The organism is Kitasatospora sp. MY 5-36, from assembly GCF_001182915.1.
Lineage (GTDB): Bacteria > Actinomycetota > Actinomycetes > Streptomycetales > Streptomycetaceae > Kitasatospora.
Genome location: NZ_LFVW01000317.1, coordinates 1 through 13,167 on the forward strand (window position 1 = coordinate 1; position 13,167 = coordinate 13,167).

The window sequence follows — 13,167 nt, forward strand, 5'->3', positions numbered from 1 at the left end:
CCTCGACCACCTGGCGGCGGGCGCGCGGGCGCAGGCCCGGGTGCGCGAGGCGTACGAGGCGGGCCGGCCGGTGGCCGCCTGACGGCCGCCACCTGCTCCCCTGCCGCCGCCTGACGGCCGCTCATCGGCTCCCCTCCCCCGCCGGATCCGCACATCCGGCGGGGGAGGGGCCCTGGCGGGAACCACGGGCCGGGCCCCGGTCGTGTTAAGCGGGTACCGCCAACCGCCGCCGCCCGGGGAGACTTGTGTCATGGCCACCCCCCGCATGCTCCTCGCCGCCGCCCTGCTGGCCTGCGGCGCCGCCGCCGTCCTCACCGGCTGCACGCCCGCCGACTCCGGCCCCACCGTGGCCGCCGCCTCCGCCGCCGCGCTGGCCGACGAGGGCGCGGACGACCTGCTGGACGAGGACGACGGCCTCTTCTACGAGGAGGAGGAGTACTACTCCGGCTCGGCCGAGCCGTCCGCCGCCTTCTCCTCCGCCTCGCCCGACTCGCCCGCTTCGCCCGACGTGCCCGCCCCGCCGGACTCGCCGGACGCGCCCGCATCTCCCGACGAGCCCTCCGCCGAGCCCTCCACGGAGTCTTCCGCCGGGCCCGGGTGCGCCGTTCCCACCGGCCGCCCCGGCCACGAGTTCCTCGTCGTCGTCTCCGCCGGACCGGCCGAACTCACCGCCCGGTCCGCCCGCTTCAGCTGCGGCTCCGCCCGCTACGAGCCTGTCGGCAGCCCCGTCCACTACGGCTTCGCGGGGGCGGGCGTGGCGGCGACCCTGGTCGACGTCACCCACGACGAACCGGCCAGGACCGTCCGCCTCGACGAGCTGATCGCCCACATCGACGACTGCCTGGCCGAGCGCGAACCGGCCGACCCGTACGGCTGCCACGGCAACGCCTACGACGTGGTGCTGGACTCGCACGGCCGGATCATGCGGATCGGCGAGGTCGAGGGCCCCTGAGTCGACCTTCGGCGACGACCTGACGGCGCATACGGTGTAGAAGCGCCTCTCAACAGTTGGCATTCGGCTGCGCTACGCGCATCAACCCACGTCCAGCTGCGGTCTTTTGACGTTCGCTACGTCCGCCCGGGCGTTCCTTGGGGCGGGTCTTACCCTTTGCGTGCTTGAAGCGGTTTCGGCGGCGGTGCTTTGCTTCCGGCGGTCGGCGGTGAACCGGTCCCCCATCCCACCCCGCTGGTCGTCCCTGACGGGCCGCCGGCAGGTCCGGCTCGCCGTCGTCGTGCTCCTCCCCCTTCGTCCCCCACCGTGCCGCCGCGCCGTACCCGGCCGCGGCCGGCACCAGAGAGGAACCCTCACGATGGGCATCTCCCCCACCTCCCGCCGGATGCGACTGCGGGCCCTGACCGGGCTCAGCGCCCTGGCGCTGGCCGCCGCCGGCTTCGCGGCCGCCCCGGCCGCCCAGGCCGCCCAGGACAACCGGCCGGCCGGCGAGTTCGCCGGACAGCCGCACCCCTACCGGCACGGCGCGCACCCGACCAAGGAGGCCGGCAACTCCGCGAAGGCCGCGGGCAACAACCTCAGCTACGGCGGCGGCGTCGACGGCATCGGCGTCACCACCGGCGCGCCGAAGGTCTACCTGGTCTTCTGGGGCTCCCAGTGGGGCACCCAGGGCACCAACTCCAGCGGCTACACCACCCTGACCGGCGACCCGAAGGGCGAGGCCGTCCGGGCGCAGCAGCTGTTCAAGGGCCTCGGCACCAACAGCGAGACCTGGTCCGGCGTCATGACCCAGTACTGCGAGGGCGTCGCCGCGGGCGCGACCAGCTGCCCGACCGGCTCGACGCACGTCGGCTACCCGACCGGCGGCGCGCTGGCCGGCGTCTGGGTCGACGGGTCCGCCGCCGCTCCGGGCCAGGCCAGCGGCAACCAGCTGGCCGCCGAGGCCGTCAAGGCGGCCGGGCACTTCGGCAACACCACCGCCGCCTCCAACCGCAACGTGCAGTACGTGGTGCTGTCGCCGACCGGCACCCACCCGGACGGCTTCAACACCCCGAACGGGGGCTTCTGCGCCTGGCACGACTGGAACGGCGACACCACCCTGAGCGGCGGCGCGGCCTCCTCCCCGTACGGCGACGTGGCGTTCACCAACGACCCGTACGTGACCGACATGGGCAGCTCCTGCGGCCAGAACTACGTCAACAGCGGCAGCGCGGGCACCCTGGACGGCGTGACCATCGTGTACGGCCACGAGTACTCGGAGACCATCACCGACCAGAACCCGGCGGGCGGCTGGACCGACTCGACCGGGTACGAGAACGCCGACAAGTGCTCCTGGAACGGGGTCGGCGGGACGGGCGGCGCGCAGAACGTGGCGTTCGCGACGGGCTCGTTCGCCATGCAGGGCACCTGGTCGAACGGCGTGAGCGGCTGCCAGATCTCGCACGCGGTCGTCCACTGACGACCGGGTGAGGCGAGCGCCGGAGTGGGCCGTGCGGGCCCGCTCCGGCGCTCTCGCGTGACGCGCTCTGCATGCTTTTCGCGCCTTACGCGCCTTACGCGCCTTGCGCGCTTTACACGCTTCTACGCGCTGACCAGCCCGAACTCGTAGGCCTGGATGACCAGGTGGACCCGGTCGCGGGCGTCGAGCTTGGTGAACAGCCGGGCGACGTGGGCCTTGGCGGTGGCCACGCTGATGGTGAGCTCCGCGGCGATCTCGGCGTTGGACAGGCCCCGGCCGACCAGGGTGAGCACCTCCCGCTCGCGCTCGGTGACGGCCTCGGCGACCGGCCTGCGGGGCCTGGCCGCGGCGTCGGCGTCCGGGCGGGCGGCGAACTCGCCGATCAGCCGGCGGGTGATGCCGGGGGCCAGCAGGGCGTCCCCGGCGGCGACCACCCGGACGCCGTCCAGGATGGTCTCCAGGGCGAGGTCCTTGACCAGGAAGCCGCTCGCCCCGGCCCGCAGCGCGCCGTAGACGTAGTCGTCGTCGTCGAAGGTGGTGAGGACGAGGACGTGGGTGGGCAGGTCCGGGTCGGCGGTGATCCGGCGGGTGGCCTCGATGCCGTCCATGCCGGGCATCCGGATGTCCATCACGGCGACGTCGGGGCGCAGCCGGGCGACCAGTTCGACGGCCTCGGCGCCGTTGCCGGCCTCGCCGACCACCTCCAGGTCGGGGGCGTCGGCGATCAGCACGCGCAGGCCGGTGCGGATGAGCGGCTGGTCGTCGACCAGGACGACACGGATCACGGTCCCACCTCCACGGGGGTCTCGACGGCGGTCCCGACGGCGGTCCCGACGGCGGTTCCGACACCGGGCTCGACGGGGGTCTGCACGGCCGGGGTCCGCACGGCCGGGGCCTCGGGGAGCGGCAGCCGCGCGGCGACCCGGAAGCCGCCCTCGGGGCGCGGGCCGGCCGCGAACTCGCCGTCCAGCAGGGCGACCCGCTCGCGCATGCCGGCCAGCCCGTAGCCGGTACCGGGGGTGCCGGTCGCCGCGCCCGCGCCCAGGTCGACGACGGTGACGTCGAGTTCCCGCGGCCCGTACCCGACGGTGACGTGGCAGTCCCGGGTGCCGGAGTGCTTGACCACGTTGGTGACCGCCTCCTGGACGATCCGGTAGGCGGCGAGGTCCACCTCGGACGGCAGGGGACGGGCTTCGCCGCGGCGGGTGAGCGCCACCCGCACCCCGGCGCCCGCCGCCTTCTCCACCAGCCGGTCCAACTCGCCCAGTCCGGGCATCACTTCGAGCGGCGCCGGCTCCCCCTCGCCCTGCCGCAGCGCGCCGAGCATCCGGCGCAGCCCGGCCAGGGTCTCCCGGCTGGTGGCCTCGATCGCCTCCAGGGCGGCCCGGGTCTCGGCGGGCTGGGTGTCCATGACCCGGCTGCCCATGCCGGCCTGGATCGCGATGATGCCGATGTTGTGGGCCACCATGTCGTGCAACTCGCGGGCGATGCGCAGCCGTTCGGCGGTGATGGCCTGCTCGGAGGCCCGGCCGCGCAGCGCCTCGGTGTGGGCCCGGCCCTGGTGCACGGTGTTGCCGATCAGCCAGGCGATCAGCACGGTGGCGGCGAAGCCCCCGTAGGCGAGCGGGTTGACGGGGTAGTCGTTGACGGCGCCCCAGAGCAGCAGCCCGGCGAGGGTGGCGAGCGGCAGCGCCAGGGCGGTGAGCGAGACCCGGCGGGAGCGGGTGGCCGCGCAGTAGCCGACCACCGCGTCGGCGATCAGGAACTGGAGCGGCGCCGCCTCCGGGACGCCCCACATCCCGAGCGCGAACATCCCGCCCCCGAGCGCCACCACGATGGCGAGCAGCGGCAGCCGGACCAGCAGCGTCGCGACCAGGGTGGTGACCACCGCGGTGACCACCATCGGCATGTCCTCGGGATTGCCGTGGTAGTTCAGCAGGTGGTGCAGCTCGTTCTCGCGCGTGAAGAAGCGGAACACGACCAGGGCCGTCCACAGCGCACCCACCCACACGCCCGCGGGCAGGCGCCTGAGCAGCGGCGGATGGGGTTCGGTGATCATGACGCGATGGTAGCGGCGGCCCGGACGGCGGCACATTGGCCCGGGGGCGTAATCCCCGGGGCCAGTGCGGCCGCCCGCGGTTGTGGCCCGCGGCCCGATGCCCGGGCGGGGGCCCGACCGGCAGCGTTGTCCCCGTGATCGAGATCGAGCGACTGACCAAGCGGTACGGCGCCACCACGGCCGTCGACCAGTTGACCTTCACCGTCCGGCCCGGCACCGTGACCGGCTTCCTCGGCCCCAACGGGGCGGGCAAGTCCACCACGCTGCGGATGATCCTGGGCCTCGACACCCCCACCGGGGGGAGCGCCACCGTGGCCGGGGTGCCCTTCGCGAACCGGCCGCGCGGCCTGCGGCACGTCGGCGCCCTGCTGGACGCGGGCGACGTGCACGGCGGGCGCAGCGCCCGGGCCCACCTGTCGGCCCTGGCCCGGAGCAACCGCATCCCGCTCCGGCGGGTGGACGAGGTGCTGGCCGAGGTCGGGCTCGGCAAGGCCGCCGGGCGCCGGATCGGCGGCTACTCGCTGGGCATGAAGCAGCGGCTCGGCATCGCCGGCGCGCTGCTCGGCGACCCGCCGGTGCTGCTCTTCGACGAACCGCTCAACGGACTGGACCCGGAGGGCGTGCTCTGGGTGCGCGGGCTGTTCCGCCGGCTCGCCGCCGAGGGGCGCACCGTCTTCGTCTCCAGCCACATGATGGCCGAGATGGAGCACACCGCCGACCACCTGGTGGTGGTCGGACGCGGCCGACTGATCGCGGACGAGAGCCTGCCCGCATTCGCCGCCCGGGCCGGCCGGGGCACCGTCACCGTCCGGGCCGCCGAACCCGACCGGCTGGCGGCCGTGTTGACGGCGGCCGGCGCCGCCGTGCGGCCCGGTCCGGACGGCGCCCTCGCGGTGACCGGCGTGGACGCCACCCGGATCGGCGAACTCGCCCTGGAGCACCGCCTGTTGCTGCACGCCCTGACCCCCAGGGGCGCCTCCCTGGAGGAGGCGTTCATGGACCTGACCGCCGACAGCGTCGAGTACCCCGCCGGAGAGCCCCGTTGAACACCTCCTCGAACACCCCGCTGGACACCGCTCCCGCCGACACCCGCGCCGCCGAGCCGCGCGCCCGGTTCGGCGACCTGCTGGCCGCCGAGTGGATCAAGTTCTGGTCGCTGCGCTCCGTCCCCTGGGTGCTCGGCCTCAGCGCCCTGGCGATCGTCGCCGCCGGCCTCAAGTCCGCGCTGTACACCCGCGACCACTACACGCCGGGCGAGGACGACCCGGTGATGATGGCGCAGGTGGCGCTGAACAACGCCTTCGGCGCCGCCTCCGCCGACATCCTGATGCTGGTCGCGGGCGGCCTCGGCGCGCTCGTCATCACGGGCGAGTACGCGACCGGGCTGATCCGCACCACCCTGGCCGCCGTGCCCGACCGCCGGGCGGTGCTCGCCGCCAAGGCCTGCGTGCTGGCCGCCGTGCTGTCCGGCTACGGCGTACTCGCCGTCGGCGCCTCCTTCGGCATCAGCCAGGCGGTCCTGTCCGGGACCGGCATCGGGCAGTCCGTCACGGACCCGGCCGCGCTGCGGTACGTCGCGGCGGCAGTGCTGTTCGGCCCGGTCTGCGCCCTGGTCGGACTCGGCCTCGGCGCGCTGATCCGGCACAGCGCGGGGGCCGTGGTGGGCACCGTCGTGGTGCTGTTCTTCATCCCCTCGCTGGTCACCGAGCGCTACCGGTGGAGCGCCGACCTGCTGCACGCCCTGCCGCTGTCCGCCTGGCAGCGCCTGGCCCGGACCACCATGGTGGGCATGCGGCCGTCCGAGTACCCGGCCACCGTCACGGGGGCCTGGACCACCTACGCGGTGTGGGCGCTGGCCTCGGTCGCCGTCGCGGCGGCCGCCGTCCACCGCCGGGACCACTGACGGAAGCACTGACGGGACCACCGCCGGGACCGCTGACGGCCGATCCGCGCGCCGGGCCGTCCGACCGGCGCGCCACGGCCCGCCGGTGCGCTCCTACGGCCGGCCGCCCCGGCCCGAGGCCAGGTCGGCGACCGCCACCAGCAGCGCCGCCAGCACCAGCCCGGCCGCGACCGTCACGCCCAGCTGGAACGCCAGCGACCAGTCCGGGCGGGGCCCCGCGGCGTGGGCGAAGAACACCGAGCCGACGACGGCGATGCCCACCGCCGAGCCGACCCGCTGCGCGGTCTGCAGCACCCCGCCCGCGCTGCCCGCCCGGGCCACCGGCACCTGCTGGAGGGTCAGCGTCTGGTTCGGGGCGATCACCAGTCCGCTGCCCACCCCGGCGACCAGCAGCGGCAGCGCCGTCGTCCAGCCCACCCGGGGCCCCGACCACAGCTGCACCGCGAGCGCCGAGGCCAGCAGCCCGGCCAGCACCAGCACCAGTCCGGCCACCACCAGCCGCCGCCCCAGCCGGCTCACCAGGCGCCCGCCCACCGCCGCGGACACCCCCGAGCCGACCGCGAACGGCGTGATCGCCAGGCCCGCCGTCAGCGCCGAGTAGTGCAGGCCCGCCTGGAGGTAGAGCGTGAAGATGAAGAAGATCGCGGTGAACCCGGCGAAGTACACCAGCGACAGCAGCACCCCCGCCGCGTACGGCCGCACCGCGAACAGCGCCATGCTCACCAGCGGTTCGCGCCGCCGCCCGTAGTGCAGCTCCCAGCCGACGAAGGCGGCGAGCAGCACCGCCGCCAGCGGCAGCAGCAGCCAGCGGGTCGGGCCGTGCCACTGCTGCGCCTGGACGAACGGCAGCAGCAGCGAGACCGTCCCGGCGCCGAGCAGCAGCACGCCGACCGGGTCGAAGTCCCGGTGCCCGGCCCGGTCGCCGGCGGGCGGGGGCGCGGGGAGCAGCCGGTAGGCGACGGGCAGCGCGGCCACGCCGATCGGCAGGTTGACCAGGAACACCCAGCGCCAGCCGTCCTGCGGGCCGACCACGTGGATCAGCAGCCCGCCGAGCAGCGGCCCGACGGCGGTGGACAGCCCGATCGTCGCGCCCAGCGCGCCGAAGGCCCGGCCGCGCTCGGGGCCCTGGAACAGCACCTGGATGAAGCCGGACACCTGCGGCACCAGCACCCCGCCGGCCGCGCCCTGGAACAGCCGGGCCAGCACCAGCCACTCCTGGCTCTGCGCCGCCCCGGCGAGCGCGCTGGCCACGGTGAACAGGGCGAGCCCGGCGAGGAAGACGGCCCGCCGGCTGCGCGCGTCGCCGAGCCGCCCGGAGGGCACCAGCACCAGGCCGAAGGCCAGCGCGTAGCCGCTGAGCACCCACTGCAGGCCGCTGTCGGACATGTGCAGCCCGGCCCGTACGGTCGGCAGCGCGACGTTGACGATGCTGACGTCCAGCAGGGTCATGAAGCCGGCGACCAGGCAGACCGCGAGCGCCCGCCAGCGACGGGCGGCGGCCCGGCCGCCCACGGCGGTGGCGCCGGGCTGCGCCGGGTGCGCGGTGCTGCGCGGGGGGTCGGCGTTCATGGGAGCCCCTTCCCGGGGGCCGGGGCGTCGTGGCACCCGGACGAACGTCGGTCGGCTTCGACCGGCTTCGAATCAGATTCGTTCGAATTCGCTCGGCTTCGTCCGGCTCATCGTCGCCCGGGCCGTCCGGGGCCGCCACCGGGACCGCCACCGGGTCACCGACCGGGCCTCGACCGGGCCTCGGCCGGGAAGGCCGCCCGGGCCCTCGTCACCCGGCCTCACCCGGACGGCCGAACCGGATCGCGGCCACCGCCCGCACCCCGGAGGCTGACGGCATGACCGTCGCCACCGAGACCCCGCCCTCCGCCCCTCCGGTGCTGGACGTCCGGCAGCGGAACGTCGTCTTCGCCACCATCGTGCTCGGCATGCTGCTGGCCGCCCTCGACCAGACCATCGTCGGCACCGCCCTGCCCACCATCGTCTCGGACCTCGGCGGGGCCGCGCACATGTCCTGGGTGGTGACGTCCTATCTGCTGGCCGAGACGGTGGCCACCGTCCTGGCCGGCAAGTTCGGCGACCTGTACGGGCGCAAGCTGCTGTTCCAGATCTCGGCGATCGTCTTCGTCGGCGGCTCGTTCCTGTGCGGGCTGTCCACCAACATGACCCTGCTGATCGCCTGGCGGGCCGTCCAGGGCCTCGGCGCGGGCGGCCTGATGGTCACCGCCATGGCGCTGATCGCGGACGTCATCCCGCTGCGCGAGCGCGGCAAGTACCAGGGCGCGATCGGCGCGGTGTTCGGCGTGGCCACGGTGATCGGGCCGCTGCTGGGCGGGCTGTTCACCGACCACCTGTCCTGGCGCTGGGCGTTCTACGTCAACGTGCCGATCGCGGTCGTGGTGGTCGCCGCGGCCGCCCGGACCATCCCCTCGGTCCGCTCGGCGACCCGCCCGGTCGTCGACTACCTGGGCATCGTGCTGGTCGCGGTCGGCGCCGGCGCGCTGATCCTGGCGACCAGTTGGGGCGGCAACGAGTACCCCTGGGGCTCCGGGGTGATCATCGGCCTGTTCGTCGGCGGCGCGCTGGCGCTCGGCCTGTTCTGCTGGGTGGAGACCCGGGCCGTCGAACCCATGCTGCCGATGCGGCTGTTCCGCAACCCGGTGTTCACGGTCTGCTCGGTGCTCAGCTTCATCGTCGGCTTCGCCATGCTCGGCGCGCTGACCTTCCTGCCGACCTTCCTCCAGTACGTGGACGGCGACTCGGCGACCGTCTCCGGCGTCCGGACGCTGCCGATGGTGATCGGTCTGCTGATCGCCTCGGTCGGCAGCGGCAACGCCGTCAGCAAGACCGGGAAGTACCGGCTGTTCCCGATCGTCGGCACCGCGGTGATGGCCGTCGGCCTCTACCTGCTCTCCCGGCTGGAACCCGGCACCGGCACCGCGCTGGCCTCGCTCTACATGTTCGTGCTCGGCGCCGGCATCGGGCTGAGCATGCAGGTCCTCACCATCGCCGTGCAGAACACCGTCGACTACGCCGACCTCGGCACCGCCACCTCCGGGGTGACCTTCTTCCGCACCATCGGCAGCTCCTTCGGCACCGCCGTGTTCGGCACCATCTACGCCAACAGCCTGAAGACCGAACTCGCCCACGGGATCGGCACCGCCGCCCGGCTCACCGGCGCCGACCCGGCCGTGCTCGCCCACGCGGCGGAGAGCCCGCAGGGCCTGCACCGCCTGCCGGCCGACCAGGCCGCCCCGATCGTCCAGGCCTACTCCGACGCCCTGCACACCGTGTACCTGTGGACCATCCCGGTGGCCGTGGTCGGCTTCGTGGTGGCGCTCTTCCTCAAACAGGTACAGCTGCGCGACACCGCCAGAGCGGGCTCCACCGACATGGGCGAGGGCTTCGCCCAGCCGACCACCGCCGACTCCGACCCGCACCTGGAGTACTCGGTCTGCAAGATCGTCCGCGGGGTCGACCTCGACACCGTCCGCACCATCGTCTCCGGCGCCGACACCCGGGTGGACCTCGCCGGGGCCTGGGCGCTGATGGAGGTGGCCGGCCACAAGAAGGCCGTCGGCCACGCCTCGCTCGACCTCATCGCCGCCCGCAAACGGGTACCGCCCGAGGTCCTGGAACCGGTCTTCGACCGGATGGCCGCCGAGGGCTACCTCCGCCGCGACGGCGACCGCCTCTCCCCCACCGAGGCCGGCACCCACGAGGTCCGCACCCTCGCGGGCGCCTGGTCCGACTGGCTCAACGCCCGCCTCGACGCCGACGCCGGCCGCCCCCGCAGCCCCCAGCTCAGGGCCGCCGCCGACACCATCGCCTGGCGCCTCCTGGTCGAGGACCTCGCCAACGGCCTCCCCGCCCACGCCCGCCCCAAGGACGACGCCAAGGTCTGACAGCAGGCCGCCGCCCCGCCCGGGGATGGGCGGGGGCGGCGGCGGTGGTGGGGTCAGCGGGAGGCCTCGGCGGGGGCCGTGCGGCGGGAGGAGAGGGTGATCACGGCGAGGCTGGCGAGGGCGAGGGCCGTCACCACGCTGAGCATCACGGTGTAGGAGGCCAGCGAGGAGAGCGCCGCGAGCACCGCGGGGAGCAGGAAGCCGGAGTAGCAGAGCGCGTAGTAGACGCCGGTGATGCCGGCCAGGTCGTCGGGGGTGACGATGCGCTGGATCTCCAGCAGGCCGGAGACCACCCCGATGCCGTAGGCGGCGCCGAGGAGGACCGCGCCGGCCAGGCCGAGCAGCGGGGAGCGGAGCGCCGCGTCGGCGGCGCAGACGGCCATGCCGCAGGCCATCAGCACCATGGAGACGATGACGCCGCGCGCCGAGGAGAGCGAGTCCAGGCGCTTGGCGAAGGGCTGGACGAGGGCGCCGGTGCCGAGGGTGAGGACGGTCAGCAGGGTCGCGTAGGCCAGCGACCAGTGGCCGAGCCGGTCGCCGACCAGCTGCGGGGTCACCGCGTACGCGACGCCGGCCGAGCCGAACACCCAGGGGGCCATCGGCAGGACCACCCGGACGAAGCGCCGGTGCCCGGCAGCCGGGACCTTGAGGTCGGCCCAGAGGCCGCGGACGGCGGCGGTCGCCCGCGCCCGGGTCTCGACGGCCTTCGGGAGCAGGAACAGCGCGGGCAGGGTGACCAGCAGGTGGGCGAGGTACGGGGTGACCATCGGCCAGGGGCCCCACTGGGCGAGCACACCGGCCACCCCGGCGCCGAGGCCGAAGCCGAGGGTCAGGGCGAGGGAGGCGCGGCGGGCGCCGGCCCCCTGGTCGGCGGTCGGGTCGTGCGGGGCCTGGGAGAGCTCCTTGACCCAGCTGGTGCCGACGGCCATCGCGATGCCGACGGCTATGCCGGTGAGGAACCGCCCGGCGTAGATGGGGAGTTCACCGGTCACACCGCCGCACAGCACCCCGCTGGCGGCGAGCGAGGCGGCCACCGCGCCGATCATCAGCGGGCGGCGCCCGTAGCGGTCCGAGGCGGCGCCGCCGACCAGCAGTCCGGGGACCAGCCCGAGGACGTACGCCCCCAGGAAGGCGTCCACGGTGACCTCCGAGTAGCCGCCGAGGTGGCGGTACATCAGCAGCAGCGGGGTGAACTGGTTGCCGCCCCACCCGCAGCAGAACATGGCCAGGGCGGCGAGCAGCCACGGCCGCCCCCGGCCGGAGGGTGCGACGGGACCGGCGGACGGTGGCCGGGTGGTGCTCATGGTGGTGCTGCTCCTTGTCGGATGGGAGGTCCCGGCGGTCCGTCGGGGCTGTGCGCGCGAAACGCTCGTCGGTGCGCGAACGCGTCGGCGCGCGATGGGGGAAGGTCAGCGGTCGGTGACGGCGCGGTGGGCGTCCAGGTGGGCGTGCAGGGCGGCGGTGAAGCCCTCGGCGTCGCGGGCGGCGATCCGTTCGACGAGCACGGTGTGCTCCTCGACCAGCGAGGCCAGCCGCTGCCGCTGCCCCTCCGGCTGCACCTGGAGCAGCTGGACGGCCATCCGGCGCTGGCGGTCGCGCAGCGTACCGTAGAACCGTTCGGCGAGCTCGTTGCCGGAGGCCGTCACGATGCCCCGGTGGAAGGCCTCGTCGGCGTCGGCGAAGGCGCCGAGGTCGGCCCGGCGGGCGGGTTCGCGCTGCTGGTCGATCAGCTCGGACAGCTGCCGGACGAGCGCGTCGAGGCCGTCGGGGCGGCGGGTGATCCGGCGGACGGCGGTGCTCTCCAGCGCCTCGCGCAGTTCCAGCACGTCCTCGGCCTCGCCGGGGCCGACCGGCACCACGACGGCTCCGCGCTTGGGGAAGAGCTGGAGCAGGCCCTCGGCCTGCAGCCGCAGGAAGGCCTCCCGGACCGGGGTGCGGCTGAGCGAGGCGCGCTCGGCGATCTCGCCCTCGCTGATCAGCGTGCCGCCGGGGAGGCCGCCGCCGAGGATGAGGTCCTTGGTCAGGTCGTACGCGCGGTCCGCGGCCGGGACGCGGGCGGGGGGCGGGGTGTCGGCCATGGACCACACCGTAGCACCATAGATGCAAGCTTAGATGCAACAGTCGGGACAGAGCCGTGACCCGGGCCGGAGCATCGGTTTCGGTACTGCTCAGGGCCGGAAGAATGCGCTTTCTCACCCCCTCCCGCAGGGCCGAGGATGGGCGGGGCCAACCAGCCTGCCGGGAGGAAGCCTTGTCCCCTGTGTCCCCAGCCCTGCCGCCCCTCGACCCGGCCCTGCCGCCCGTCGACCCGGGCCTGCTGCCGCTCACCGCCGAGTTCCGCCCCGAGGGCCTGGCCGTCGGCGGCGTGCTCCTGGACGAGGCGGCCCGCCGGTACGGCACGCCGCTGTTCGTCTACGACGAGGAGCACCTGCGCCGGCGCTGCCGGGAGGCGGTGGCCGCCTTCGGCCGGGGCAACGTCGCCTACGCCTCCAAGGCCTTCCTGTGCACCGCGATGGCCCGCCTCGCCACCGAGGAGGGCCTGCTGCTGGACGTCGCCTCCGGCGGCGAGCTGCGCACCGCGCTGTACGCCGGGGTCGACCCGGACCGGATCGTGCTGCACGGCAACAACAAGGACGAGGCCGAGCTGCGCACCGCGCTGACCGTCGGCCTGCGCCACATCGTGGTGGACAGCTTCGACGAGCTGGACCGGATCGAGCGGCTGCACCGCGAGGAGGGCCTGCCCCCGGCCCGGGTCCAGCTGCGGGTGGCGCCCGGGGTCGCGGCCGGCGCCCACCAGGCCATCCAGACCGGCGGCCACGACTCCAAGTTCGGCTTCGGCCTGGCCGACGGCGCCGCCGCGGCCGCGGTGCGCCGCGCCCGGGG

Annotated in this window: 10 protein-coding genes and 1 pseudogene; 6 read left to right on the top strand and 5 right to left on the bottom strand. The window is 74.8% G+C overall.

Annotation, left to right across the window (positions count from 1 at the left end):
* The first annotated feature begins 250 nt into the window (after nt 1–250).
* Nucleotides 251–952, top strand: a complete 702-nt coding sequence (locus AE652_RS45190; RefSeq protein ID WP_049653793.1) for a hypothetical protein — start codon at nt 251–253, stop codon at nt 950–952.
* A gap of 358 nt (nt 953–1,310) precedes the next feature.
* On the top strand, nt 1,311–2,411 hold the full coding sequence (locus AE652_RS49270; RefSeq protein WP_053112158.1) for a hypothetical protein: 1,101 nt from the start codon (nt 1,311–1,313) through the stop codon (nt 2,409–2,411).
* Nucleotides 2,412–2,533: 122 nt separating this feature from the next.
* Here AE652_RS49270 and AE652_RS20985 read toward each other — a convergent pair whose 3' ends face one another.
* Together AE652_RS20985 and AE652_RS20990 are read right to left on the bottom strand one after the other, a co-directional pair.
* On the bottom strand, nt 2,534–3,196 hold the full coding sequence (locus AE652_RS20985; protein WP_049653795.1) for a response regulator transcription factor: 663 nt from the start codon (nt 3,194–3,196) through the stop codon (nt 2,534–2,536).
* Nucleotides 3,193–4,470 carry a sensor histidine kinase gene (locus AE652_RS20990; protein WP_053112160.1) on the bottom strand — a complete coding sequence of 426 codons (1,278 nt, stop codon included), beginning with the start codon at nt 4,468–4,470 and terminating at the stop codon, nt 3,193–3,195. The genes AE652_RS20985 and AE652_RS20990 overlap by 4 nt, the downstream gene beginning before the upstream one ends.
* Before the next feature lie 134 nt (nt 4,471–4,604).
* On the opposite strand from AE652_RS20990, the gene AE652_RS20995 reads away from it, so the two are divergent.
* Both AE652_RS20995 and AE652_RS21000 read left to right on the top strand, forming a co-directional pair.
* Nucleotides 4,605–5,516 (top strand): ABC transporter ATP-binding protein, encoded by a 912-nt coding sequence (locus tag AE652_RS20995; protein ID WP_049653797.1) that lies wholly within the window; start codon nt 4,605–4,607, stop codon nt 5,514–5,516.
* Nucleotides 5,513–6,373: an ABC transporter permease subunit gene (locus AE652_RS21000; RefSeq protein ID WP_049653798.1), complete on the top strand. Its 861-nt coding sequence runs from the start codon at nt 5,513–5,515 to the stop codon at nt 6,371–6,373. Before AE652_RS20995 ends, AE652_RS21000 begins: the two co-directional genes overlap by 4 nt.
* Before the next feature lie 93 nt (nt 6,374–6,466).
* On the opposite strand, the gene AE652_RS21005 is transcribed toward AE652_RS21000, so the two are convergent.
* Entirely contained in the window at nt 6,467–7,942 is a 1,476-nt protein-coding gene (locus AE652_RS21005) for an MFS transporter (RefSeq protein WP_053112161.1), read from the bottom strand.
* A gap of 275 nt (nt 7,943–8,217) precedes the next feature.
* Here AE652_RS21005 and AE652_RS21010 point away from each other — a divergent pair, with 275 nt between their 5' ends.
* Nucleotides 8,218–10,284, top strand: a complete 2,067-nt coding sequence (locus tag AE652_RS21010) for an MDR family MFS transporter (protein WP_049653800.1) — start codon at nt 8,218–8,220, stop codon at nt 10,282–10,284.
* Between the two features lie 53 nt (nt 10,285–10,337).
* Here the strand turns inward: AE652_RS21010 and AE652_RS21015 are convergent, their stop codons facing one another.
* Both AE652_RS21015 and AE652_RS21020 read right to left on the bottom strand, forming a co-directional pair.
* Complete coding sequence (locus tag AE652_RS21015) at nt 10,338–11,588, bottom strand: MFS transporter (protein ID WP_049653802.1); 1,251 nt, start codon at nt 11,586–11,588, stop codon at nt 10,338–10,340.
* Between the two features lie 105 nt (nt 11,589–11,693).
* Nucleotides 11,694–12,362 (bottom strand): GntR family transcriptional regulator, encoded by a 669-nt coding sequence (locus tag AE652_RS21020; RefSeq protein ID WP_049653804.1) that lies wholly within the window; start codon nt 12,360–12,362, stop codon nt 11,694–11,696.
* A 182-nt stretch (nt 12,363–12,544) separates the two neighbouring features.
* Here AE652_RS21020 and AE652_RS21025 point away from each other — a divergent pair.
* Nucleotides 12,545–13,167 (top strand): annotated as a pseudogene (locus tag AE652_RS21025) (diaminopimelate decarboxylase); the annotation flags it as partial.